23 protein-coding genes are annotated in these 25252 nt (G+C 67.9%); 10 read left to right on the top strand and 13 right to left on the bottom strand.

What is annotated here, in order from left to right:
• Nucleotides 1–78: 78 nt before the first annotated feature.
• Entirely contained in the window at nt 79–600 is a 522-nt protein-coding gene (locus BLQ03_RS00460) for an invasion associated locus B family protein (protein WP_090751523.1), read from the bottom strand.
• A gap of 140 nt (nt 601–740) precedes the next feature.
• Here BLQ03_RS00460 and BLQ03_RS00455 point away from each other — a divergent pair, with 140 nt between their 5' ends.
• Nucleotides 741–1733 carry an asparaginase gene (locus tag BLQ03_RS00455; protein WP_175558730.1) on the top strand — a complete coding sequence of 331 codons (993 nt, stop codon included), beginning with the start codon at nt 741–743 and terminating at the stop codon, nt 1731–1733.
• A 10-nt stretch (nt 1734–1743) separates the two neighbouring features.
• On the opposite strand, the gene BLQ03_RS00450 is transcribed toward BLQ03_RS00455, so the two are convergent.
• The 5 genes from BLQ03_RS00450 to BLQ03_RS00430 form a co-directional block, all read right to left on the bottom strand.
• Nucleotides 1744–2493 (bottom strand): TSUP family transporter, encoded by a 750-nt coding sequence (locus BLQ03_RS00450; RefSeq protein ID WP_090751519.1) that lies wholly within the window; start codon nt 2491–2493, stop codon nt 1744–1746.
• Nucleotides 2494–2500: 7 nt separating this feature from the next.
• Nucleotides 2501–2821: a heat shock protein HspQ gene (gene hspQ / locus BLQ03_RS00445; protein WP_090751517.1), complete on the bottom strand. Its 321-nt coding sequence runs from the start codon at nt 2819–2821 to the stop codon at nt 2501–2503.
• A gap of 110 nt (nt 2822–2931) precedes the next feature.
• Nucleotides 2932–3681, bottom strand: coding sequence for a metallophosphoesterase (locus BLQ03_RS00440; protein WP_090751514.1), 750 nt, complete (start codon nt 3679–3681; stop codon nt 2932–2934).
• Nucleotides 3682–3733: 52 nt separating this feature from the next.
• Nucleotides 3734–5326: a phosphoglycerate dehydrogenase gene (serA, locus tag BLQ03_RS00435; RefSeq protein ID WP_090751512.1), complete on the bottom strand. Its 1593-nt coding sequence runs from the start codon at nt 5324–5326 to the stop codon at nt 3734–3736.
• A gap of 99 nt (nt 5327–5425) precedes the next feature.
• Nucleotides 5426–6574, bottom strand: coding sequence for a phosphoserine transaminase (locus tag BLQ03_RS00430; protein ID WP_090751510.1), 1149 nt, complete (start codon nt 6572–6574; stop codon nt 5426–5428).
• Between the two features lie 149 nt (nt 6575–6723).
• Between BLQ03_RS00430 and serB the strand changes: the two genes are divergently transcribed.
• Nucleotides 6724–7614, top strand: coding sequence for a phosphoserine phosphatase SerB (gene serB, locus BLQ03_RS00425; protein WP_090751507.1), 891 nt, complete (start codon nt 6724–6726; stop codon nt 7612–7614).
• Nucleotides 7615–7672: 58 nt separating this feature from the next.
• Here serB and BLQ03_RS00420 read toward each other — a convergent pair whose 3' ends face one another.
• From BLQ03_RS00420 to BLQ03_RS00400, 5 genes are all read right to left on the bottom strand, one after another.
• Entirely contained in the window at nt 7673–8686 is a 1014-nt protein-coding gene (locus BLQ03_RS00420; RefSeq protein WP_090751505.1) for an NAD(P)H-dependent flavin oxidoreductase, read from the bottom strand.
• A 116-nt stretch (nt 8687–8802) separates the two neighbouring features.
• Nucleotides 8803–9594, bottom strand: a complete 792-nt coding sequence (gene radC, locus BLQ03_RS00415) for a RadC family protein (RefSeq protein WP_090751503.1) — start codon at nt 9592–9594, stop codon at nt 8803–8805.
• Between the two features lie 54 nt (nt 9595–9648).
• Nucleotides 9649–10794: a molecular chaperone DnaJ gene (dnaJ, locus tag BLQ03_RS00410; RefSeq protein ID WP_090751501.1), complete on the bottom strand. Its 1146-nt coding sequence runs from the start codon at nt 10792–10794 to the stop codon at nt 9649–9651.
• A gap of 96 nt (nt 10795–10890) precedes the next feature.
• Nucleotides 10891–12804 carry a molecular chaperone DnaK gene (gene dnaK, locus BLQ03_RS00405; protein WP_090751499.1) on the bottom strand — a complete coding sequence of 638 codons (1914 nt, stop codon included), beginning with the start codon at nt 12802–12804 and terminating at the stop codon, nt 10891–10893.
• Between the two features lie 429 nt (nt 12805–13233).
• The gene (locus BLQ03_RS00400; RefSeq protein ID WP_090751498.1) at nt 13234–14055 is read right to left on the bottom strand and encodes an ABC transporter permease; all 822 of its coding nucleotides are present in this window, start codon (nt 14053–14055) and stop codon (nt 13234–13236) included.
• 146 nt (nt 14056–14201) lie between these two features.
• On the opposite strand from BLQ03_RS00400, the gene cysQ reads away from it, so the two are divergent.
• From cysQ to BLQ03_RS00360, 8 genes are all read left to right on the top strand, one after another.
• Complete coding sequence (gene cysQ, locus BLQ03_RS00395; protein WP_090751496.1) at nt 14202–15002, top strand: 3'(2'),5'-bisphosphate nucleotidase CysQ; 801 nt, start codon at nt 14202–14204, stop codon at nt 15000–15002.
• A 3-nt stretch (nt 15003–15005) separates the two neighbouring features.
• Entirely contained in the window at nt 15006–15806 is an 801-nt protein-coding gene (locus BLQ03_RS00390; protein ID WP_090751493.1) for a 3-deoxy-manno-octulosonate cytidylyltransferase, read from the top strand.
• A 144-nt stretch (nt 15807–15950) separates the two neighbouring features.
• A complete protein-coding gene (locus tag BLQ03_RS00385; RefSeq protein WP_090751491.1) occupies nt 15951–16841 on the top strand; it encodes a UTP--glucose-1-phosphate uridylyltransferase in 891 nt (296 codons plus the stop codon).
• A gap of 2 nt (nt 16842–16843) precedes the next feature.
• Nucleotides 16844–17845, top strand: a complete 1002-nt coding sequence (gene galE, locus BLQ03_RS00380) for a UDP-glucose 4-epimerase GalE (protein ID WP_090751489.1) — start codon at nt 16844–16846, stop codon at nt 17843–17845.
• A 2-nt stretch (nt 17846–17847) separates the two neighbouring features.
• The gene (locus BLQ03_RS00375) at nt 17848–18888 is read left to right on the top strand and encodes a glycosyltransferase family 2 protein (RefSeq protein ID WP_090751487.1); all 1041 of its coding nucleotides are present in this window, start codon (nt 17848–17850) and stop codon (nt 18886–18888) included.
• A 176-nt stretch (nt 18889–19064) separates the two neighbouring features.
• Nucleotides 19065–20060 carry a glycosyltransferase family 2 protein gene (locus tag BLQ03_RS00370; RefSeq protein WP_090752086.1) on the top strand — a complete coding sequence of 332 codons (996 nt, stop codon included), beginning with the start codon at nt 19065–19067 and terminating at the stop codon, nt 20058–20060.
• Nucleotides 20057–21850, top strand: coding sequence for a DUF5927 domain-containing protein (locus BLQ03_RS00365; protein WP_090751485.1), 1794 nt, complete (start codon nt 20057–20059; stop codon nt 21848–21850). Before BLQ03_RS00370 ends, BLQ03_RS00365 begins: the two co-directional genes overlap by 4 nt.
• A 79-nt stretch (nt 21851–21929) precedes the next feature.
• The gene (locus BLQ03_RS00360) at nt 21930–23315 is read left to right on the top strand and encodes a hypothetical protein (protein ID WP_090751483.1); all 1386 of its coding nucleotides are present in this window, start codon (nt 21930–21932) and stop codon (nt 23313–23315) included.
• On the opposite strand, the gene BLQ03_RS00355 is transcribed toward BLQ03_RS00360, so the two are convergent.
• Nucleotides 23312–24226: a DMT family transporter gene (locus BLQ03_RS00355; RefSeq protein ID WP_281200978.1), complete on the bottom strand. Its 915-nt coding sequence runs from the start codon at nt 24224–24226 to the stop codon at nt 23312–23314. The genes BLQ03_RS00360 and BLQ03_RS00355 overlap by 4 nt on opposite strands.
• Nucleotides 24223–25245: a tRNA epoxyqueuosine(34) reductase QueG gene (queG, locus tag BLQ03_RS00350; protein WP_425415708.1), complete on the bottom strand. Its 1023-nt coding sequence runs from the start codon at nt 25243–25245 to the stop codon at nt 24223–24225. Before queG ends, BLQ03_RS00355 begins: the two co-directional genes overlap by 4 nt.
• Between the last annotated feature and the right edge of the window lie 7 nt (nt 25246–25252).

Raw genomic sequence — 25252 nt, 5'->3', positions numbered from 1 at the left:
GCGGGAAAAAGGAAGGGGGCCGCACCCAGATGGGGCGGCCCCGGCGTTGGCGCAAGGGACGGAACGCCGCAGCCGCGATCAGCGGCAGGCGTCGCGCGCCGCGTTGGTCATGGCGGTGATGCCCGACAGCGAGAAGGTGTCGGTCGTCCGGGTGCCGCGGGTCGAGCGGCCCTTCACGACGGCTTCCGAACCCGCGCGCAGGGCGCTGATCAGCTTCGAGTCCTCGTCGGGCGAGCCGGTCCAGGCGTTCTCGCCTTCCGTGAACAGCTTGAAGGTCTGGCTGCCGACGGTCACGTCCACGGTGGAATCGGGGGCGAAGGGATAGCCGCCCTGGAACGACACCTCGCCGTTCTGGCCGGGGCGATAGGCGATGTACAGCCGGATGTCGCTGCGCGTCACCTCGCGCGGGTTGCCCTCGGCGTCGGTGTTGCGGATGGACTTGGGCGGGGACACGGCCCAGCATTCCTTGGGGTCGTCGCCCCCGAAGGCAGTCCAGTCGCCCTGGCTGCCCAGAACCTTCGGCTCGGCGGCGAACGCGGGGGCGGCAAGGGCCGTCAGCGCCGCGGCCACCAGGCCGAGGTGGAAGATGGATTTCGTCATGCTCGTGCCCTCTTGCTGCCCCGGTTGGGCCGGGTTGTCACAAATCGGTGGTCTTGCGACCTGATGGCGACTAATAACCGCAAACCATCGGCCCGCAAAACCCCTGCGGGCAGGAAATCGCGCATTTGTCAAAGGGCTGGATGATGGCGGCGGCCGACCTGATCGAATTGTGGCGGGGCGGTCTGCCCGAAAGCATCCACCAGGGCCACGCCGTGGTCTGGGACCGGGGCGGCATGGTCGCCGCCTGGGGCGATCCGCAGGCAGTGATCTTCCCCCGGTCGTCCTGCAAGATGATCCAGGCCCTGCCGCTGCTGGAAAGCGGGGCTGCCGACGCAGCCCGGCTGGGAACGGAACAACTGGCGCTGTCCTGCGCCTCGCACAGCGGTGCGCGCATCCACGTGGACCGCGTGGGCGCCTGGCTGGGCGCCCTGGGTTTGGGCGAGTCCGACCTGCGCTGCGGAACGCATCTGCCATGGGACGCGGCGGAAAGCCGGCGGCTCACCTGCTCGGACGAGGCGCCCTGCCAGATCCACAACAACTGCTCGGGCAAGCACGCGGGCTTCCTGACCTGGAACCGGCACCATGGGGCCGACCCCGACTATCACCTGCCCGATCATCCCCTGCAGCAGGCGATCCGCGCAGCGACCGAGGAAGTCACGGGCGAGCCGGTCGCGGGCATGGGCATCGACGGCTGCTCGGCCCCGAACTTCGCCACCTCGGTCGCGGGTCTGGCCCGCGCCATGTCGGCCTTCGCCTGCGGCGGAGAGGACGCGCGTGGCCAGGGCATGCAGCGGCTGGTGCAGGCGATGATGCTGCACCCGGAACTGGTCGCAGGCGAGGGGCGGGCCTGCACGGACCTGATGCGCGCCATGAAGGGCCGCGTCGCTGTCAAGACGGGAGCCGAGGCGGTCTTCATCGCCATCGCGCCCGAGCGCGGCATGGGCATCGCGCTGAAGATCGCGGACGGCGCCACCCGCGCCTCCGAGGCCGCGATCACGGCGCTTCTGGTCCATTACGGCTTTCTCGAGGCGAACCATCCGGTCGTCGGCAAGTACCTCACCGACCCGTTGCGGAACTGGCGCGGGATCGAGGTGGCCGAGCGGCGGCTGGCGGAAGGCTTCCTGAAGATCTGAGGGCCCGGCCTCAGATCATCTGCCACAGGAGCCGCAGCGCCAGCACGGTCGAGCTGACCACCAGCAGCGGCTTGATGACCCGCGCGCCGACCCGCATCGCCAGCCGCGAACCCAGCGCCGCGCCCAGCACCTGGCCCGCGCCCATGGCAAGCCCCACGATCCACAGCGGATGGCCGGTCAGCGCAAAGACGGTCAGCCCGCCGATGTTCGAGGCGAAGTTCAGCAGCTTCGTATGCGCCGTGGCCTTCAGGATGCCGAAGCCTGCCAGCGTCACGAAGGCCAGCATGTAGAAGGCCCCGGCCCCCGGTCCGATCAGCCCGTCGTAGAACCCGATGAACGGCACCGCCGTCAGGGCGAACAGCGCCGGCCGCAGCCGCGCCGCGCGGTCCAGATCGTTCAGACCGGGCTTGAAGGCAAAGAACAGCGCGATGCCGATCAGCAGGATGGGCAGGGCAACGCGCAGCACATCGGTCGGCAGGGCCGTGACCAGGCCCGCGCCCGCGCCGCCCGCCGCAAAGGCCAGGGCCCCCGTCGGCAACTGGCGGCGCAGATCGACAAGCCCGCTGCGCCCATAGCTGAAGGCGGCCGTCGCCGCGCCGAAGCTGCCCTGCACCTTGTTGGTCGCCAGCGCCTGATCCGGCGACAGGCCCGCCAGCATCAGCGCCGGCACGGTGATCAGCCCGCCGCCGCCCGCAATGGCATCGACGAACCCGGCCGCAGCGGCCGCCGCCACCAGGGCCGCGATCAGCGAAGGCTCCATTTCCGGTTCAGTTCAACCCGTATTGCAGCGGATAGCGGCCGTTCTGGAACTCGCCGAAGCGGATGCCCAGGTCGGGATGCTCCAGCGGCTCGCCCGAGGCGTCGGGCACGAGGTTCTGTTCCGACACATAGGCGACGTAATAGGTTGCCTCGGTCTCGGCATAAAGGTGATAGTAGGGCTGGTCCTTGGACGGACGGCAATCCTCGGGGATGGACTGGTACCATTCCTCGGTGTTCGAAAATTGCGGGTCCACGTCGAACACTACCCCGCGAAACGGGTGTTCGCGGTGGCGAACCACCTGGCCGATGTTGTATTTCGCCGTGCGCATCGGGTCTTCCGGCTATGGGTATCCGGAACAAGTCTTAACGCGTTGAGGCGTCCGAGTAAATCGGCGGGCGGTCACGGATGCATCAAATGTCCCAGAAACCTCACAAAACCTCACGTAGCATTCCGCATCCGAGAGGGTGAGGGCCGCAGCGGGCGTGGTGGTCCGTCCCCGAGCACCCAGACGCCCTGCGCGTCCAGTCGGATTGCGGTCAGGGGGCCATCGTGGCCTGCGCCGCTGTCGATATTGACGCGGTTGCCGTAATGGGTCGGCTGCCGGATCGGGGTGTGGCCGTGGACCACCAGCACCCCGTGGTCGCGGCGGTCGTCATGAAAGGGCTTCCTGATCCACAGCAGGTCATCCTCGATCTGCGCGCAGAGGTCCACGCCGGGGCGCAGGCCCGCATGGACGAACAGGGCCAGCGGGCTCAGATACCAGGCGGGCAGGCCCAGCAGCCAGCGCGCGTGATCCTGGGGCACCTTCGCCACCGCCTCGGCATGGACCTCCTCCAGCGGACGGCGGGCGGCATCGGGAATGCCCCAGGAGGCCAGCGCCGCCCCGGCCCCGACATCGCGGGCGATCCAGTCCTTGCGCTCGGCCGCGCGGGGGTCGATCCAGCGCGGATCTCGCAGGAAGTTGGGCAGTGCGCGGTCGTGGTTGCCCTTGAGGACGATCCAGTTCCGGCCGCGCGCCTGGCCCTCCATCAGCAGTTCCACCACCCCGCGCGAGTCCGGACCGCGGTCGATCAGGTCCCCGACATGGACGATCCGCGCTTCCTCGCCGCCGTCACGCAGGATGCGCGCGTGCGCCTCGCGCAGCCGCTCCAGCTGGCCGTGGATATCGCCGATGGCATAGATGCGCATGCTGCCCCCTTGAGGTTCCCCGGCCAACGGACCGGCCGGGGAGGGAGTTCCGTCACACCTCGAAGCGCAGCGGGCGGACCTGGATGAACTTGCCGGTCGCCAGCAGTGCCTGGCGCACGTCGTCGCGCAGGGGCTCGTCCAGATAGGTGATGGCGATGGCATCGCCCCCGTTCGCGGCACGGCCAAGGGTGAAGTTCGCCATGTTGACGCCCAGTCCCCCCAGCGTCATCCCCAGCGTCCCGATCACGCCCGGCACGTCCTTGTTGCGGGTATACATCATGTGCTCGCCGATCTCGGCGTCCACGTTGATGCCACGGATCTGGATGAAGCGCGGCTTGCTGTCGCTGAAGACGGTGCCCGCGATCGACCGCTCGCGGTCGCCCGAGACCATCGTGACCTTGATGTAGCCGTCATAGACGCCCGACTTGTCCTGCGTCGTGGTGGCGATGTGAACGCCCCGCTCCTTCGCCATGACAGGGGCCGAGACCATGTTCACGTCTGGGTTCGCGGCCTTCATCACGCCCGCGATCACCGCCGCGTTCAGCGCGTTCAGGCTCATCCCCGAGGCCACGCCGTCATAAAGGATGTTGACCGCCGTGATCGGCTCGTCCGTCATCTGGCCGACAAAGGCGCCGAGGTGACCGGCCAGCTTGATCCACGGCCCCATGACCGCTGCTTCCTCGGCTGTGACCGAGGGCATGTTCAGCGCGTTCTGCACCGCGCCGGTCAGCAGGTAATCGGCCATCTGCTCGGCCACCTGCAGGGCCACGTTCTCCTGCGCCTCGGTGGTCGAGGCCCCGAGGTGCGGCGTCACCACGACGTTCGGCAGCCCGAACAGCGGGCTTTCCGTGGCGGGCTCGGTGGCGAAGACATCCAGCGCCGCACCCGCGACATGGCCCGACTTCAGCATTTCCGCCAGCGCCGCCTCGTCGATCAGCCCGCCGCGGGCGGCGTTGACGATGCGCACGCCTTTCTTGGTCTTCGCGAGGTTTTCCGCCGACAGGATGTTGCGGGTCTTTTCCGTCAGCGGCACGTGCAGGGTGATGAAATCGGCCTTCGCCAGCAGTTCGTCCAGCTCGACCTTGGCCGCGCCCAGCTCGGTTGCGCGCTCTTCCGACAGGAAGGGGTCATAGGCCAGCACCTTCATGTGCAGGCCCCGGGCGCGGTCGATCACGATGCCGCCGATGTTGCCCGCGCCGATCACGCCCAGCGTCTTGTTGAACAGTTCCACCCCCATGAAGCGGTTCTTTTCCCACTTGCCGGCGTGGGTCGAGACGCTCGCCTCTGGCAGTTGCCGCGCGACCGCGAACATCAGAGCGATGGCGTGCTCGGCGGTGGTGACGCTGTTGCCGAAGGGCGTGTTCATCACGATCACGCCCTTCTTCGAGGCGGCCGGGATCTCCACGTTGTCCACGCCGATGCCGGCGCGGCCAATGACCTTCAGCTTCGTGGCCTTCTCCAGCAGCTTCTCGGTGACCTTGGTGGCCGACCGGATCGCCAGCCCGTCATAATCGCCGATGATCTCGGCCAGCTTCTCCTTGTCCTTGCCGACCTCGGGCAGATAGTCAACCTCGACCCCGCGGTCGCGGAAGATCTGAACGGCGGTTTCGGAAAGCTTGTCGGAAACCAGAACCTTGGGTGCCATGTGGGTTCGTCCCATGTGAGATGTGGGGAAATGGTGCGTGCCGAGCACGCACCCTACGGGAAGGGGGTAGGGTGCGTGGTTTCCACGCACCGCCTGGCGTCAGTCCTGCGCGGACAGTTCCGCCTGGAACGCCCATTCGATCCAGGGCATCAGCGCCCGGACGTCCGCCGTCTCGACGGTCGAGCCGCACCAGATCCGCAGCCCCGCCGGCGCGTCGCGATAGGCGCCAAGGTCCAGCCCCACGCCTTCCTTCTCGAGCCGCTTGGCCACGGCCTTGGCGAAGCCCGCGGCATCCTTGATCGCGGGATCGGTGAAGCGCAGGCAGACCGAGGTGGTCGAGGCCGTTGCCGGGTCCTCGGCCAGGTTCGCGATCCAGTCGCGCCCGTCCACGAAATCGGCCACCGCCTTGGCGTTGGCATCCGCCCGCGCGATCAGGCCCTTCAGACCGCCCACGGACTTGGCCCAGTTCAGCGCAACGATGTAGTCCTCGACGCACAGCATCGAGGGCGTGTTGATCGTCTCGCCCTTGAAGATGCCCTCGATCAGCTTGCCGCCCTTGGTCAGGCGGAAGATCTTGGGCAGCGGGCGGTCGGGGGCATAGCTTTCCAGCCGCTCGACGGCGCGCGGCGACAGGATCAGGACGCCATGCGCGCCTTCCCCGCCCAGCACCTTCTGCCAGGAGAAGGTCACCACATCCAGCTTGTCCCAGGGCAGGTCCATGGCGAAGGCCGCGCTGGTCGCGTCGCAGATGGTCAGCCCTTGCCGATCCGCCGGGATCGCGTCCCCGTTCGGCACCCGCACGCCCGAGGTCGTGCCATTCCAGGTGAAGACGACATCCTTGTCGAAATCGACCTCTGCGAAGTCCACGATCTGGCCGTAGTCCGCCTTGCGGACGGTCGCATCCAGCTTCAGCTGCTTGACCGCATCCGTGACCCAGCCTTCGCCGAAGCTTTCCCAAGCCAGCATCTCGACGGGGCGCGCGCCCAGCATGGTCCACATCGCCATCTCGACCGCGCCGGTGTCGGAACCGGGAACGATGCCGATGCGGTAGTCGGCCGGAACCTCAAGCACCTCGCGCGTCAGGTCGATCGCCTGCGCCAGCTTGTTCTTGCCGACGGCTGCGCGATGCGAGCGGCCCAAGGGCGCGTCGCTCAGCAGGTCGAGATTGTAGCCGGGGATCTTGGCACATGGGCCAGACGAAAAGCGCGGATTGGCCGGCCGCGCGGCCGGGGTCGTGGTATCGAGCATGGTTAGCCTTCCAGCTAAAAAGCCCCTCGTTGGGGAGGGGTGTCCCACTCACGGACATACGCCCGGCATCTCCCTTCACGCAAGGCCCGTGACGCTGGCGGATCGTGAAATTTCTCCGTAATGCGAGGGCCGACAGCGGAAAGGCCTTCATGTATACCGTCAGCATCCTCGCCTCGCCCACGCGCGCCGATCTCGACGACGACATCATCACCACGCTGCAGCGCCGATGGGGCGGTGGCCGGGCGATCTGGCTCGACCGGGGCACGGCGGCCGAGTTCGCCATCGAATCGCCGCCCGCCGATTTCGACGAGGTCTGGGCACAGCTTGACGGGCGCGGCCTCGATCTTGCGGTGCAGCCCACGGCGGGGCGGCGCAAGGCGGTGCTGCTGGCGGACATGGATTCGACCATGATCGGGCAGGAATGCATCGACGAACTGGCCGACATGGCGGGGGTCGGCCCGCGCGTGGCCGCGATCACGGCACGCGCCATGAACGGAGAACTGGACTTCCACGAGGCGCTGATCGCCCGCGTGGCGCTGCTGGAAGGCCTGCCCGAGACGGTGATCGCGCAGGTGCTGGAAACCCGCATCACCCTCGCGGCCGGAGGGCCCACACTGGTCGCCACGATGAATGCCAACGGTGCCTGGACGGCGCTGGTCTCGGGCGGCTTCACGGATTTCACCGGGCCGGTTGCCGACCGCCTCGGCTTTGACGAACAGCGCGCCAACGTGCTGCTGTCGGACGAAGGGGGAAGGCTCAGCGGCCGGGTCGCCCTGCCGATCCTCGGGCGCGAGGCCAAGGTCGAGGCGCTGCACGAGATCACTGCCGTCCGCGGCCTGACGCCAGCGGACGCGATCGCGGTCGGAGACGGGGCCAACGATCTGGGGATGCTGCAGCTGGCCGGGACGGGCGTTGCGCTGCATGCCAAGCCGGTCGTTGCCGCGCAGGCTCCCATCCGCATCAACCACGGCGACCTGACGGCGCTGCTGTACCTGCAGGGCTACGGCCGGGACGAGTTCGTGGCCGCGCAGGGCGCCTGAGCGCAACCCGACGATCCCGCAAGAGGGCGATGTCAGCCGCTACAGGTAGGCGCCCGCGCTAGGGTGCCAGTGCTGCGACGGTCTCCGCGGCCGGTCGCGCCACGGCGCGGGCGCAGCCAGTGCCGGCCCAATGCGCGCCGTAGCTCGTAACGCCATGCGCCCGTGCGGCCGCATCCAGCGCCTTTCCTGCCGCATAGGTGACAGGATAGCCCGGTGCCTCCTCGTCCGGGATGGCGGTGAAGTCATTGGCGCAGCAGCGTGCCGGGCGGCCCGAGATCGCCTTGGTCATCCACGTCTCGCCCCGGCCCAGCGCCTGCCGATGGGCGGGCGAGGTCGCGGCCTCGAGGGCCAGAAGGAAGGCCGTGCCGCATTGAACCGCGACCGCTCCCGCATCAATCGCGCGGCGGCTGTCGGTGCGGTCCATGATCTCGCCTGCCGCTACGACCGGCAGTCCCAGGGGTGCGATGCGCCGGACAAGATCCAGCGTTTCCAATCGTTCGTCCGGGCCAGCCGGGTCGAATATCCCCCTGTGACCTCCGGCCTGCCAGCCCTGCGCGACGATCAGGTCAAGGCCCGCATCGCGGATGCGCCGGGCCTCGGACTCGCTGGTGGCGGTTGCGCCCAAGAGGCACCCCCCTTCGCGCAGGGCGGCGATCTGGTCGGGGCGCGGCAGGCCGAAGTGGAAGGTGACAAGCGCCGGAGGGGCGGCAAGGACGGCGGCCAACAGTTCGTCGCTTTCCAGGACGCTCGGGTAGCGCGGGGTCAGGGATCTCGGCGGCTCTGCCCGGACCTTGGTGAAATGAGGTGTGAGCCGGTCCAGCCATCGCGCCTCGGCTTTAGGGTCGCGGGGCTGCGGCTGGTGGCAGAACAGGTTCACGCCAAAGGGGCGGCCGGTCAGGCGGCGCGTTTCGGCGATGGCTTCGGCCGCCTCGACCCCCGTCATCGCGGCGAGGCCGAGGCTGCCCAGACCACTCGCGGTGCTGACCGCCGCCGCCAAGGCAGGGGTCGAGACGCCCGCCATCGGCGCTTGGATCACCGGGACCTGCATTCCCAGCCTTGTCAGGATCTTCATGTCTCCCTCCCTCTGCCGCTGGCCGCATCATGCGGGTGCGGGCCGAGGTGTCCAGCCGGCACAGGCTGCCGCCGGGATTGTCCGATGTCGGGCAACCCGCGCGGAAGATGCCGGGACTACAGCAGTCCCGAACTGCGGAAGCTGAGCTCGCGGCTTTTCCCGATGATCAGGTGGTCGTGGACGGTGATCCCCATCGTTCCTGCCGCCGCCACGATCTGGCGAGTCATGTCGATGTCGGCGGCGCTGGGGGTCGGGTCGCCCGAGGGATGGTTGTGGACCAGGATCATGGCGCTGGCGTTCAGGTCCAGCGCGCGGCGCACGATCTCTCGCGGATAGACCGGGACGTGGTCCACCGTGCCCCGCGCCTGTTCGTCGTCGGCAATCAGCACGTTCTTGCGGTCAAGGTAAAGGACGCGGAACTGCTCGACCGCGCCATGGGCCATGGTCGTGTGACAGTAGTCCAGCAGCGCGTCCCAGCTGGTCAGGACGGGGCGGTTGATCACCCTGGACCGGGCGAGCCGCTGGGCCGCCGCCTCAACGATCTTCAACTCGGTCACGACCGCCGGGCCGACGCCTTCCACCTGCGCCAGCTGCGTCGGGTCGGCCGACAGCACGCGGTTGAAGTCGCCGAAGCGGTCCAGAAGCCGGCGCGCAATGGGCTTCATGTCCTGGCGCGGCACGGCGCGGAACAGGATCAGCTCCAGCAGCTCATAATCCGGCATCGCGCCCGCGCCACCCTGCATGAAGCGGTCGCGCAGGCGGGCGCGGTGGTCGGCGATATAGCTGGGCAGCCGCGTGGTCTTCCCCGGAGGCGCAGCCTGCGGCGGGACGGGAGTGCAGTCATCCTCGGCCGGGACAAATCCGAACAGCGAGGGCGAGGCTTCCTGAAAGGCACGATTCGCGGTCATGCCTTCAGCCTGCCCCAGAGCAGTTAACACGCGGTTAATGCGCGTACTGCCGCGTCAGGCCCCCAAACCTTCCCAGAAGTTCTTGATCTTGGAAAAGAAGCTTGCCGTCTGGGGGTGGTTGTCGGCCGCGATCGCCTCGAACTCGCGCAGCAGCTCCTTTTGCCGGGTGGTCAGGTTCACCGGGGTTTCCACGACCAGCTCGATCACCATGTCGCCGGGATCGCCGTTCAGCCCCGCGCCATGGCGCAGGGGCGGCATCCCCTTGCCGCGCAGGCGCATCTGCCGGCCCGTCTGACTGCCGGCCGGAACCTTGACGCGCGAACGGCCGCCGTCGATCGTCGGCACCTCGACTTCACCCCCCAAGGCGGCGGTCGCCATGCCCACCGGCACTTGGCAGGCAAGCGTCCGGCCGTCGCGGATGAAGATCGGGTGCTCGCGCACCTCGACGAAGATGTACAGATCGCCAGCCGGCCCGCCGCGCACGCCCGCTTCGCCCTCGCCGGCCAAGCGGATGCGGGTGCCGGATTCGACGCCCGCCGGGATCACGACCGACAGGCTGCGGTCCTGCGCCACGCGGCCCGCGCCCGCGCAGGACTTGCAGGGGTTCTTCACGATCTGGCCGTTGCCGCTGCAGGTCGGGCAGGTGCGTTCGACGGTGAAGAAGCCCTGGCTTGCGCGGACCTTGCCCATGCCCGAGCAGGTGGGGCAGGGCGTGGGTTCCGCCGCGCCCTCTGCGCCCGTGCCGTTGCACGAGGAACAGGCGACGGCGCCGGGAACCGTGATGGTCTTCTCGATCCCGCGATAGGCTTCCTCCAGCGACACGCGCAGGTCATAGCGCAGGTCCTGCCCGCGCGTGGCGCGGGGCCGCCCGCCCGCGCGCGCGCCCACGAACTCGCCGAAGAGATCCTCGAAGACATCTGCGAAGGCCGCGCCGAAATCGCCCTGCGGCGCGCGTCCGCCCCCGAATCCGCCGCCGTCGAAGGCCGCATGGCCGAAGCGGTCATAGGCCGCCTTGCGCTGCGGATCCTTGAGGCAATCGTAAGCCTCGTTGACTTCCTTGAACTCGGATTCGGAAACCTTGCAGTCGGGATTGAGATCGGGATGCAGCGACTTGGCCTTGTTGCGGTAGGCCCGCTTGATCTCGTCGGCCGATGCCCCGCGAGTGATGCCCAGAATCTCGTAATAGTCGCGCTTTGCCATGATCGTCCGTACGCCCCTGGGCCGTGGCGAGCGCCGGCCCTTCACGAAAAGACCGGCCCGCGGGGTGGCGCGGGCCGGTCGCTTGCTTCACCGCGCTTACTTGCGCTTGTCTTCGCCGAGATCCTCGAAGTCGGCGTCAACAATGTCGTCGTCGATATCGCGCGGCGCGTCGGCGTCCCGGCCCTGGCCCTCGTCCGAGGACTGGCTGGCCTTGTAGATGGCCTCGCCCAGCTTCATCGAGGCGTCCATCAGGTTCTGGATGCCGCCCTTGATCTTGCCCGCGTCCTCGGACTTGAGCGCGTCTTCCAGCGCGCCCACGGCCAGTTCGATCGCCTCGACGGTCGAGCTGTCCACCTTGTCGCCATGCTCGTCCAGCGACTTCCGGGTGGAGTGCAGCAGGCTTTCGGCCTGGTTCTTCGTCTCGACCAGCTCGCGGCGGGACTTGTCGGCCTCGGCGTTCGCCTCGGCGTCCTTGACCATCTTCTCGATGTCGGCATCGGACAGGCCACCCGAAGCCTGGATCGTGATGTTCTGCGACTTGCCGGTGCCCTTGTCCTTGGCGCTGACCGACACGATGCCGTTGGCGTCGATGTCGAAGGTCACCTCGATCTGCGGCATCCCGCGGGGCGCCGGGGGAATGTCCTCGAGGTTGAACTGGCCCAGCAGCTTGTTGTCCGCGGCCATCTCGCGTTCGCCCTGGAAGACCCGGATCGTCACCGCGTTCTGGTTGTCCTCGGCGGTCGAGAAGGTCTGCGACTTCTTGGTCGGGATCGTGGTGTTGCGGTCGATCAGGCGGGTGAAGACACCGCCCAGCGTCTCGATGCCCAGCGACAGCGGCGTCACGTCCAGCAGCACGACGTCCTTGACGTCACCCTGCAGAACGCCCGCCTGGATGGCCGCGCCCAGCGCCACGACTTCGTCGGGGTTCACGCCCTTGTGGGGCTCTTTCCCGAAGAACGAGGTCACTTCCTCGATGACCTTGGGCATGCGGGTCATGCCGCCGACCAGAACGACCTCATCAATGTCGCCCTTGGAAAGGCCCGCATCCTTCAGGGCGGCCTGGCAGGGCTTCAGCGTGGCCTTGATCAGGTCGCCGACCAGGCTTTCCAGCTTGGCGCGGGTCAGCTTGACGACCATGTGCAGCGGCGTGCCCGAGTTCTTGTCCATCGAGATGAACGGCTGGTTGATCTCGGTCTGGCTCGAGGACGACAGCTCGATCTTGGCCTTCTCGGCGGCTTCCTTCAGGCGCTGCAGCGCCATCTTGTCCTTGGTCAGGTCGACGCCGTGTTCCTTTTTGAACTCGTCGGCCAGGTAGTTGACGATCCGCATGTCGAAGTCCTCGCCGCCGAGGAACGTGTCCCCGTTGGTCGATTTCACCTCGAAGAGGCCGTCGTCGATTTCCAGGATGGTGATGTCGAAGGTGCCGCCGCCGAGGTCATAGACCGCGATCGTCTTGCTGTCCTTCTTGTCGAGGCCATAGGCCAGCGCAGCCGCGGTCGGCTCGTTGATGATGCGCAGGACTTCCAGGCCCGCGATCTTGCCCGCGTCCTTGGTCGCCTGGCGCTGGGCGTCGTTGAAATAGGCCGGCACGGTAATGACCGCCTGCTCGACCTTCTCGCCCAGGTAGGACTCGGCGGTTTCCTTCATCTTCTGAAGGATCATCGCGCTGATCTGCGAAGGGGAATACTTGTCGCCCCGGACCTGCACCCAGGCATCGCCGTTGCCGCCGTCCACGATCTTGTAGGGGACGAGGTTCTTGTCCTTCTCGACTTCCGCATCGCCCACGCGACGACCGATCAGGCGCTTGACGGCAAAGATGGTGTTTTCCGGGTTGGTGACGGCCTGGCGCTTGGCCGGCTGGCCGACGAGCCGTTCGCTTTCGGTGAAGGCAACGATCGAGGGAGTCGTGCGCGCGCCCTCGGCGTTCTCGATGACGCGGGGCTGGCTGCCATCCATGATGGCGACGCAGCTGTTGGTGGTCCCGAGGTCGATCCCGATGACTTTGGCCATACGTAAAACCTTTCTTGCGGCGATGGTGCGGGAAGCGGGTCCGTACGCGGCCCCCGCGTCCCTATCCCGTGGTTGAATTCTGCCCCCGGGCCTGGGCCCTGGGTGGTTCGATGGCTATATAAGACGGCGATCAAGGCGTGCAAGCGCCGCCGCCCGAGGATTTTCACGACGATTAGCCAGAGTTTGCGGCCCCTTGGGGCAGCGGGTACCGCTGGCCCATCGCCTCGGTCGGCGCGGGCGACGAAGGGTTGCTCGGCAGCGGCACCCTTTGGCAGGGCGGGGCGACCGGGCGCCCGCGGCTTGACACGGACGACCTGGGGTGATGGGCGGGCGCGGCCGAGGCACCATGCCATCGACCGCATCCGGCCCGGCCGCTCGACGTCGACGATGCCGGGCGCGTCAACCTGACGCTGCGGGTGACTCCCCGATCTAGCGCGCCGCGTTCCAGCTGAGCGAAATGGCGTTGCGGGTCACGAACTCGGCCATCAGCCCGATCATCAGCATCGTCAGCGTGAAATAGAAGGGATAGGCCAGGTTCGAGTTATGGGGCGTGTAGTTGATGAACACGAAGCCCCGGTTCTGGTCGATCAGGTGGAACAGCGGGTTCCAGTCGAACATGTTCAGCAGATAGGTCGGCATCATGTTGGCCACGAACATCTTGCCGGATGCGATCATGTTCACCCGCCGGATGATGCGCGACAGCATCGGCCCGATCTCGGGCAGCCAGGTGGTGATGGACAGCAGCAGCAGCCCGACCGTTCCCCCCGTGAACCAGGCGAAGATCAGCATCCCCAGCGAGGCCTTCCAGTTCTCGATCTGGATGGGTTGCCACAGCGTGTGATAAAGCCCGAGCAGCACCAGGGCCGTCAGCATGTTATTGTAAAGCGCGGCAAGCGCCGCCCCGCACATGGAGATGGCGGTGTTCATCGGCCCGTGCTTCAGCATGGCGCTGGTGGCCTTGCCGGCCGACGAGACCTGGCCGAGGCACTGGTTGAAGGCCATGAACAGGAAGATCCCGCTCATGATGAACAGCATGAAGTCGCCCCGCAGCGGCGCCGAGCGGACCCCGAGGATGACATACATCAGGAAGAAGGCCCCGATCATGACCGAGGCCTGCAGCATCGTCAGCACCAGCCCCACGACCGCGTTCCGGTGGGTCTTGCGCAGGTTCTGGACCGTCTGGTGATAGATCAGCGCCGCCGTGGTGAAGACGGCCCCGCCCATGCTGCGGGTTCTGCGCTGCGTGAACATGGGAAAGCCCCCCTTGGCCTGCGCGGTCGCTCGCCGGACCCGGATGCGGGTCGCTTGCTCATCGTCCGAGAGCCGATCATAAGTCGCCCGAAGGCATCGTTCAATGTGCAAGCCCGCCGATCCCGGCGTCCGACGAGGAAACATCCATGCAATTCGACCGATTGACGTTCGAGATGCGCCGCCTTGCGCTGGCCGCGGGCGCCCGGATCATGGAAATCTACGAAGGCCCCGATTTCGAGGTCCGGTCCAAGACGGACGCCTCGCCCGTGACCGAGGCCGACGAGGCCGCCGACGCGCTGATCGCCGAAGGGCTGCGCGCGGCCTTCCCCGACATCCCGCTGGTGACCGAGGAACAGGCCGACACCCACGGCCAGAGGCTGTCGAGCTTCCTGATCGTCGATCCCCTGGACGGCACCAAGGAGTTCGTGCAGCGCCGCGGCGATTTCACCGTCAACATCGCCTATGTGCAGGACGGCGTGCCGGTGCGCGGCGTGGTCTACGCCCCCGCCAAGGGGCGGCTGTTCTATACGGCGGCCGACGGCGGCTCGGTCGAGGAGACCGGCCCCTTCGGGCCCCAGCCGGGTGCGATCCGGCCGATCGGCGTCAACGCCACCCCCGACAACCGGGCGCTGATGGTGGTGGCCTCGAAATCCCACCGCGACCAGGCGACCGACGACTACATCGCCCAATACGGCGTGCGCGACATGACCTCGGCGGGCTCCTCGCTCAAGTTCTGCCTTGTGGCGACGGGCGAGGCCGACCTTTACCCGCGCCTCGGCCGCACGATGGAATGGGACACGGCGGCGGGCGACGCGGTGCTGCGCGGGGCAGGGGGAGAGGTCGTGCGCTTCGACGACCACACGCCGCTCACCTACGGCAAGCCGGGCTTCGAGAACCCCTTCTTCATCGCCTATGCGCCGGGCGTGCTGCTGCACCCGAAGGGCTGAGCCGTGTCCGTCGTCATCGTCATTCCCGCCCGCTTCGCCTCGACCCGCTATCCCGGCAAGCCGCTGGTCGAGTTGCGGGGGGCGGACGGCGAGGCCAGGACCCTGATCCGCCGCAGCTGGGAGGCCGCGATGGTCGTCCGGGGCGCCGCCCGCGTGATCGTCGCCACCGACGACAGCCGCATCGCCGATCATGCCGCGGGCTTCGGGGCCGAGGTCGCCATGACCTCCTCCGCCTGCCGCAACGGGACGGAACGCTGCGCCGAGGTGCTGGTGGGTCTGCCCGAGACGCCCGAAATGATCGTGAACCTTCAGGGCGACGCGCCGCTGACGCCGGCCTGGTTCGTCGAGGACCTGGTCGCGGGCCTGCGCGCCGCGCCCGAGGCGCAGGTGGCGACGCCAGTGCTGAACTGCTCGGGCGCGATGCGCGCCGATCTTCTGGCCGACCGCGCGGCGGGTCGGGTCGGCGGCACCACCGCCGTCTTCGGGGTGGACGGCCGGGCGCTTTATTTCTCGAAGGAGGTCATCCCCTTCGTACCCCACGAGGTTGCGCCCGACGCGGCAAGCCCGGTGTTCCACCACGTCGGCGTCTATGCCTATCGCCCAGCGACGCTGGCGGCCTATGCCGGCTGGCCCGAGGGGCGGCTGGAGCGGCTGGAAGGGCTCGAGCAGTTGCGTTTCCTGGAGAACGGCGGCTCGGTGCTTTGCGTCGAGGTGCAGGCGCAGGGCCGCGAGTTCTGGGAACTGAACAACCCCGAGGATGTTCCCCGGATCGAGGAAATGATGCAGCGCATGGGCATGGCCTGACGCGTTCCAGCCCTGTGCTGTCCTTTTAGGCAAAAATCCGCGGCATTCGCCGCAGTTCCGTGGATTTTGCCCGCAAGCTATCTTGCCGCAGTGCGGCAGCCATAGGATAAGTCCAATAAACCCGGTTCGCAGACGGAGCGCAGGATGAATCGCAAGGTTACAAAGGCCATTTTCCCCGTCGCGGGCCTGGGCACACGCTTCCTTCCGGCGACCAAGTCGATCCCGAAGGAAATCATGACCCTCGTGGACCGCCCCCTGATCCAGTACGCGATCGACGAGGCGCGGGCCGCGGGTATCAAGGAATTCATCTTCGTCACCTCGCGCGGCAAGGGCGCGCTCGAGGATTATTTCGACCATGCGCACGAGCTGGAAAACACGCTGCGCAAGGCCGGCAAGGACGATCTGCTGGAATTGCTGCGCCAGACCAACATGGAATCCGGCGCGATCGCCTATATCCGCCAGCACAAGGCCATGGGCCTGGGCCATGCCGTCTGGTGCGCCCGCCGCCTGATCCATGACGAGCCCTTCGCGGTCGTGCTGACCGACGACGTGGTCATGGGCGAACCGCCCTGCCTGCAGCAGATGATCGAGGCCCATGCCGAAACCGGCGGCAGCATGGTCGCGACCATGGAAGTGCCGCTGGAAAAGACGAAATCCTACGGTGTGCTCGACGTGGCCGAGGACATGGGCGCCATCGTCCGTGCCAAGGGCATGGTCGAGAAGCCCAAGGAGAACCCGCCCTCGAACCTCGCCGTGATCGGCCGCTACATCCTGGCGCCGACGGTGATGGAGAACCTCAACAAGCTCAAGCAGGGCGCGGGCGGCGAGATCCAGCTGACCGACGCCATTGCCGACGAGATCGAGGAAGGCCGCGACGTCTATGGCCTGCGCTTCCGCGGCCAGCGCTACGACTGCGGGTCCAAGGCGGGCTTCCTGCAGGCGACGGTGGCCTTCGGCCTGGCGCGCGACGAGCTCAAGGACGAGTTCGCGGAATATCTGCACGACGTCATGGCGATGCGGAAAGCCGCGGAATAAGAATGGCCGACACGGTTCTGGTGACGGGCGGCGCGGGCTATATCGGCTCGCACGCCTGCAAGGCGCTGGCGGCGGCGGGCTATGTGCCCGTGACCTATGACAACCTTTGCACCGGCTGGCGCGAGGCGGTGAAGTTCGGCCCCTTCGAACAGGGCGACCTGATGGACCGCGCCCGGCTGGACGAGGTCTTCGCCATCCACAAGCCCGTCGCCGTGATGCATTTCGCCGCCCTCAGCCAGGTGGGCGAGGCGATGCGCGAGCCGGGCAAGTACTGGCGCGGCAATGTCTGCGCCTCGCTGAACCTGATCGAGGCGACGGTGGCGGCAGGTGTCCGCGACTTCGTCTTCAGCTCGACCTGTGCCACCTACGGCGACCAGGACGGCGTGGTGCTGGACGAATCCAGCCCCCAGGCGCCGCTGAACTCCTATGGCGCCTCCAAGCGCGCGATCGAGGACATGCTGCGCGACTTCGGCGATGCGCATGGGCTGCGGTCTGTCATCTTCCGTTACTTCAATGTCGCGGGCGCCGACCCCGAGGCACAGGTGGGCGAGTTCCACCAGCCCGAGACGCATCTGATCCCGCTGATCCTGGACGCCATCGACGGCAAGCGCGACGCGCTGACGATCCACGGCACCGATTACCCGACCCCCGACGGGACCTGCATCCGCGACTATGTCCACGTGATGGACCTGGTGGATGCTCATGTGCTGGGCCTGAACTGGCTGCGGACGGCGGGCGAACTGCCGCAGGGCGGGACCGAGGTCTTCTGCCTCGGCACCGGCAACGGGTTCTCGGTCCGCGAGGTCCTGGACCATTCGCGCCATGTCACCAACCGCGCCGTGCCGATGGTCGAGGGGCCGCGGCGTGGTGGCGACGCGGTGAAGCTGGTCTCGGGCAGTGAAAAGGCGGGCCGGGTACTGGGCTGGCAGCCGCACCGCTCCACCCTGCCGTCCATGATCTCGGACGCCTGGCGCTGGCACCAGACCGGGCATTACGCCGGCTGACGGTGGCGGACCCCGCGCCCGTCCCGACTCTGCGACAGCGCCTGACGCTTGACTGGAAACGCCGCCGCCTGCTGTGGCGGGCCTTCCGCAGTCGCCATGACCTGACGCTTGTGACCAAGGGGGGGCCGACGCTCGGGCAAGGTGCGGTGCTGGCGTTTGCCGTGGTGCGCAACGAAGAGGAACGCCTGCCGCACTGGCTGGACCATCACCGCCGACTGGGCGTGGGTCGCTTCCTGATCGTGGACAACGGCAGCGACGACGGCAGCGCCGAGATGCTGGCCAGCCAGCCCGATGTGACGCTGTGGACGACGCGTGCCAGCTATCGCGGCTCGCGCTTCGGCCGCGACTGGACGAACTGGCTGCTGAACCGTCATGGCGCCGGGCACTGGTGCCTGACGCTGGACGCCGACGAGCTGTTCCTCTTTCCCCATCACGACCGCGCCACGCTGCGGGATCTGATCGCCGAACTCGACCGCCGCCGCGTGACCGCCCTGGGCGCGCTGATGGTCGAGCTTTATCCCAAGGGGCCGCTCTGCCCGCCCGAGCCGATGGAGGATCAGGCGGCGCTTGCCCGGCTGGAGTGGTTCGACGCGGACAACTACCGCACGGCGATCCAGCCGCCGCTGCGGAACCGCTGGGTTCAAGGCGGCGTGCGCGACCGCGTCTTCTTCCGGGACAACCCGCGCCGCGCGCCCACGCTGAACAAGCTGCCGCTGGTCCGCTGGCGACGGGGCTTCGCTTACGTGAACTCGACCCATTCGGCCCTGCCCGCGCGGCTGAACGATGCCTGGGACGGCCCCGGCGACCCCCGCCTGTCTGGGGCGCTGCTGCACACCAAGTTCCTGCCCTCGATTGTCGAGAAGTCGCGGATCGAACGCGAGCGGCGCCAGCATTTTCACGATCCCTCGGCCTTCCAGGACTATTACGCCGCCCTGATCGACAACCCCGATCTCTGGGCTCCGCAGGCGTGGCGGCTTGCGGGCTGGGAAAGCCTTGTCGAGGCGGGATTGATGTCCGCGGGCGGCTGGAACGGACCAAGCTAGCATGTCGATGCTGAAAGGTGTAACAAAGCATCGCGTGACGCGATCATCTGCCTGGCCTATGCTGGTCTGCAGGTTGCCTTGGCTTTTTTTCTTGCCGACTCTGCGTCACGGCCCTGTGTTTCGCGTGACTTTCAAGGGCGTTTGGTGTGCGCAAGTTCAAACAGCGTCTGGTGACGATGTTCCGACTGAGGGCACGTCGCCAGTATCTTCTTGCCCGGGCGATTCGCCGCGGGCGCCATCTCGATTCGGTCAGGGACCGCACGGCGCAGATCGCTCCGGGCGATATCCTGGCCTTTGTCACGCTGCGGAATGAACGGGTTCGGCTGCCCTATTTCCTGGACTATTATCGCCGGATCGGGGTCGGGCATTTCCTGATCGTGGACAACGGCAGCAATGACGGCAGCCGCGAATACCTGGCGGAGCAGCCCGACCTGTCGCTTTGGAGCACGACGGCCAGCTACAAGGGCTCGCGCTTCGGGATGGACTGGATCAACGCGCTGCTGCGCCGGCATGGCGACGGCCACTGGTGCTTGACCGTCGATCCCGACGAATTCCTGGTCTATCCCCATATCAACACCCGCCCGCTCGGGGCCCTGACGGACTGGCTGGCGTCGTCCGGCATGCGGTCCTTTTCGGCGATGCTGCTGGACATGTATCCCAAGGGGCCCGTCACGGCGCAGCCCTATGCGGAAGGACAGGATCCGTTCGAGATCGCCTCGTGGTTCGATCCGGCCAACTATTCGATCCGCAAGAACGCGCTTTACCGCAACCTCTGGATCCAGGGCGGCCCGCGCGCCCGCGCCCTGTTCGCTGAGGACGCCGAGAATGCGCCGGCGCTGAACAAGATCCCGCTGGTCAGATGGAAGCGCAGCTATGTCTATGTCAGCTCGACCCACATGCTGCTGCCGCGCTCTCTGAACGTCGTCTATGACGAGGACGGGGGAGAGATGGCCTCGGGTGCGCTGCTGCATGCCAAGTTCCTGTCCACCTTCGCCGACAAGTCCGCCGAGGAACTGGACCGCCGCCAGCATTACGCCAACAGCCGCGAATACCACGCCTACCAGCAGGGTCTTCAGCAACGGGCCGATTTCTGGTGCGAGCAGTCGCGCGATTACCGCGACTGGCGCCAGCTCGAGGACCTGGGCCTGATCTCGAGGGGCAACTGGGCATGAACGCGGCGCCGATCCCCTTCATCCGCGGCGGCAAGGAAGGCGCAGGCGTCCGGCTGGGCGTCATCATGCTGTGCCACGAGAACCTCGGCCTGGCCGCGCGGATGGCCCGCATCTGGTCGGATGGCGGCGCGCGCGTCATCATGCATGTCGATGCCAAGGCCCCCGAGGCGGCCGTGGAGGCGCTGAAGGACGCGCTCGAGGGGACGGGCACCATCTACGCCCCGCGCCGGTCCTGCACCTGGGGCACCTTCAGCCTGGTGGCGGCCACGCTGGACGCGGCGGCGCAGCTGCTGCAGGCGCATCCCGACGTCACCCATGTCTTTCTCGCCTCGGGGGCCTGCCTGCCCCTGCGCCCGGTGGACGAACTGCGGCGCTTCCTCGCCAACTATCCCGAGGCCGATTTCATCGAAAGCGTCAGCGTGCGCGACGTGGGCTGGACCGTGGGCGGCTTGAACGAGGAACGCTTCACGCTGCATTTCCCCTTTTCCTTCCGCCGCCACCGCAAGCTCTTCGACCGCTATGTGCGGCTGCAGCGCCGGCTGGGTGTGGCACGTCCCATCCCTCAGGGCGTCACGCCGCATATCGGCTCGCAATGGTGGTGCCTGACGCGCGGGACACTGGAAGCGGTCCTGAACGATCCCCGCCGGGCCGAGTTCGACCGTTATTTCCGCCACGTCTGGATTCCCGACGAAAGCTATTTCCAGACCCTGGTCCGCCGCCATTCGGTGCATGTCGAAAGCCGGTCGCTGACGCTGGCCAAGTTCGACGCCCAGGGCAAGCCCTACGTCTTCTACGACGATCACCTAGCGCTGCTGGGAACCTCGCGCATCTTCGTCGCGCGCAAGATCTGGCCCGGCGCCTCGGCGCTTTACGACGCCTTCCCCCGGCGCACCGAGCCTGCGGACGCCGACGAGGAGCCCGACACCGAGCGGATCGAGGCGCTGCTGGACCGGGCGGCGGCGCGTCGCAGGCTGGGGCGGCCGGGGCTTTACATGCAAAGCCGCTTTCCCCGGAAGGACGCCGAGAACGGCAAGACGGCCCAGCCCTATGCCGTCCTTTACGGCGTGGGCGACCTGTTCCTGGGCCTGCGCGAGGCTGCGGCCCAAGCCACGGGCCGGACGATCCACGGCCATGTCTTCGGCCGGCAGGAGGTCGAGTTCGCGGATGGCGGCCTCATCGGACCGGGGGCACTATCGGCCCATGTGGGGCTGCGCAACCTCGACCCGCAGGGGTTCCTCGCCTCGCTGATCCGGTCCTCGGATCCGATGCCCGCGTTCCTGTATTCGCCGCGGGACCGTCAATATCTCAACTGGTTCATGGCGACCGATCCGAACGCGCAGCTTCTGGTCGTCACGGGCGCCTGGATCCTGCCGCTGATCCATTCCGGCATGCCTTTCGACGACGTGCGGCGCATCGCGGCCAAGCTGCAGCGGGCCGAGGTCCGGTTCCTCGACACCCTCGATTCGGTCTGGGTCAAGGCGCGGGTGCGCCGCTGGACCCTGGCCGAGGCGCTGGCCCAGCCCGACGAGGTCTGGTCGGAAATCTGCATGACCCTGCTGCCGGAAGGGGGCGCCGCCAGCCTTCCCGCGCCGCCCCTGCAGGACATCACCGGCGTCCTGCGGCTGGTCCGGGCGCTGCGGAACGCGGGCCTGAGACCGCGCAAGATGGGTGACCCGCGCGTGCTGCGGGCGCTGGCCGCGCCACTCCCCGTTCCCGAGGCGGCGGACAGCCCGGCAGAGGCTGGGGCGCCGCCGCGGGAAATCGCGCTTCCGCGGCAGCGGACGGGCTGAGGGCCGCTGGTTGACGCCGCCCGCGCAACCGCCAAGGTTGCGCGCGGCCGCCTTGGGCCACGACATGCAGGACCAGCCGATGACAGCCTTTCGCAGCTTCGTGATCTTTGCCGGGATGCGCACCGGCTCGAACCTGCTGGAAGCGACGCTGAACGGGGTCAGGCGCGTCACCTGCTTCGGCGAGGCCTTCAACCCCTACATGATGGGCTGGCCCGACAAGGACGAGTTGCGGGGCGTCACCATGGCCGAGCGCGAGGCCGATCCCCACCGCCTGCTGCGCGCACTGTTCGACAAGCCCGACCACCTTGCCGGCTTCCGCTATTTCCACGACCATGACCCGCGTGTCTTCGACGCGATCATGGACGATCCCGCCTGCGCCAAGATCGTTCTGACGCGGAACCCGATCGACAGCTGGGTTTCGACGCAACTGGCCTATGCCACCAACCAGTGGAAGCTGAACGCGACCGAGACCCCGATCCCGGCGGCGGTCGAGTTCGACGCGCCCAGCTTCCGCGAAAGTCTGGGCGCTACGCAGGCCTTCCTTGACCGCATTCACCATGGGTTGCAGCAGCGCGGCCAGACGGCCTTCTGGCTGAACTACGACGACCTGCGCGACGCGGACGTGATGACGGGCCTTCTGCACTGGCTCGGCCGCACCGACCTGGACCGCGTCGAACCCGCGCAGGACCAGGTGCCCCAGAACCCGCGCGAGATGGCCGAGAAGGTCACGAACTTCACCGCCATGCAGGCCGAGCTGGTCGCCACTGACCCCTTCCAGTTGCACCGCATCCCCGGCTTCGAGCCGAAGCGCGGGCCCGCCGTGCCCTCGTTCCTGACGGCCGAGGCGGGGCGGGGACTGCTGTTCATGCCGGTGCGCGGCGGACCTTCTGACCGGATCGAAGCCTGGCTGTCCGCCCTGGGTCCGGTCGAGGGCGACCTGACCCAGAACGCCCTGCGCCAGTGGAAGCGCGCCCATCCCGGCCACCGCGCCTTCACCGTGCTGCGCCATCCGCTGCCCCGCGCCTGGGAGGCGTTCCACGTCCTGCTGGCTGCCCGCAACCCCGACCTGCGGCGCGTGTTGCGCGAGGTCCACCGCATCGACCTACCCGCCGACGAAGACCTGCACGCCCTGACCGAGACGGACAAGCTGCCGCTCTTCGCCGGGTTCCTCGATTTCCTTCGCCGCAACCTCAATGGCCAGACCGGGCTTGCCACGCATCCCGGCTGGGCCTCGCAGTCCGAGGTGCTGGCGGGGTTCAACCGGATCGCGGCCCCCGACCTTGTCGCGCGCGAGAACCGCATGGCCGAAGACCTGGGCTTTCTCGCCCGCGCGGCCGGGCTCGACCGCGACGGCCCCGAGCCCGAGCCGCTGCCCGCGGCGCTGGACGACCCCGCGCTGCGCAAGGCCGCCAAGGCCGCTTACCTGCGCGACTACGTGGCGTTCGGTTTTCCCGACCGGCCCTAGCGCGGGGTTGCGGCCCGCTGCCCGCGGCGGATGCCCAGGTGCCGCTCGCGCAGGATGATGGCCACGCCCGCCGCGATGATGACCGCCGCGCCCGCCAGCATCCGGGGCGATGTGGGCTCGCCGAAGACGAACCAGCCGACGGCGATCGCCATCAGCATCGAGGCATAATCGAAGGGCGCCACCAGCGAGGCGTCGGCGAAGCGATAGGAGGATGTCAGCATGATCTGCGCCACGCCGCCGATCAGCCCCGCGCCGACCAGCAGCGCGGCCGTCCCGGCCCCGGGGACCACCCAGCCGAAGGGCAGCGTGACCAGCGACAGCACCGTGGCCGTGACCGAGAACCAGAAGACCACGGCCGAGGTCCGCTCGGTCGCCACCATCCGGCTGATGAAGATCTGCGCCAGCGCGCCGAAGGCCGCGCCGGTCAGCGTCAGCATCGCGCCCAGCGTCTGCGCGGCCGAAACGCCGTTCATGCCGACCGACAGCCGCTGCGACAGCACGATCAGCACGCCCGCGAAGCCAAGGCCCACCATGCTCAGCCGGAAGACGCCGACGCGCTCGTTCAGGAACATCGCGGCGAAGATCACCGTCATCAGCGGCATCGCATAGTTCAGCGCGGTCGCCTCGGGGAAGGGCAGCAGCCCCAGACCGGCGAAGCCGCAGCCCATCGAGATCGTGCCGACGATCCCGCGATAGGCATGGCTCATCGGATTGGCGGTCCGCAGCCCGGTCGCAAGCTCCCGCCGCAGCAGCAGCCAGACCAGGATCACGGGAATGGCGAACAACGAGCGGAAGAACACCTGCTCGCCCGGCGGCACCTCCTCGGCAGTGGCCTTGAGGATGGCGCCCATGCAGGTGAACAGAAAGACGCTGCCCAGCTTCAGCAGGATGCCGGTGGTGGGGTTTCTCACGCCAGACGCCTCACCGCCCAGCGCGCCGCATCCGCGACCGCCGGATCGGGGTCATCCACCAGCCCCTGCGCCACCGGACGCAGCCGGGCCTGCCCGCTGTTGCCGATGGCGTAAAGCGCGTTCCGCACCATCCGGTCGCGCCCGATCCGCTTGATCGGGCTGCCCGAGAAGCGTGCCCGGAAACCCGCGTCGTCCAAGGACGCCAGTTCCTCCAGCGCAGGCGCGCGATGCGGCCCGTGATAGCGCATCTCCTGCGCCTGAACGGCGAACTTGTTCCAGGGACAGGCGGCGAGGCAATCGTCGCAGCCATAGATGCGGTTGCCCAGCATCGGCCGCAGTTCGGGGTCCACCGGACCCTTGTGCTCGATGGTCAGGTAGGAAATGCAGCGCCGCGCATCCAGCTGGAAGGGTGCGGGGAAGGCGCCCGTTGGGCAGGCGTCCAGGCAGGCGCGGCAGGACCCGCAATGCTCGGCCTCAGGGGCGTCGGGCGGCAGGGCCAAGGTGGTGAAGATCGCGCCCAGGAAGAACCAGTTTCCCAGGTCGCGGCTCAGCAGGTTCGTGTGCTTGCCTTGCCAGCCGAGGCCCGCCGCCTGCGCCAGCGGCTTTTCCATCACGGGCGCCGTGTCCACGAAGACCTTGATCTCGCCGCCCCAGCGCTCGATCATCCAGCGGCCCAGCCGCTTCAACCGCGCCTTGACGATGTCGTGGTAATCCTTGCCCTGCGCATAGACGCTGACCGCGCCCCGGTCCGGCCGCGCCAGGTCCTCGCGCGGATCATGGGGGGGCGTATAGGCCTCGGCCAGCATGATGACGGACCGCGCCTCGGGCCACAGCGCGTCCGGCGCGCCGCGCCAGTTCATGCGCTCGGCCATCCAGCCCATCTGCCCGTGCCGGCCCTTGGCGACATAGGCGGCCAGCCGTCCGGCCGCCTGCGGGATCGCGTCGGGCGTCGTCACCCGCGCCGCCGAAAACCCCTCGGCCAATGCGCGCGCGACCAGTTCGTTCTTCTTCGCCCAAATATCCTGG

This window comes from Paracoccus chinensis (assembly GCF_900102885.1).
Classification (GTDB): Bacteria; Pseudomonadota; Alphaproteobacteria; order Rhodobacterales; family Rhodobacteraceae; genus Paracoccus; species Paracoccus chinensis.
The sequence above is the reverse complement of the archived record's forward strand: the minus strand, read 5'-3'. Positions and strand labels throughout refer to the sequence as shown.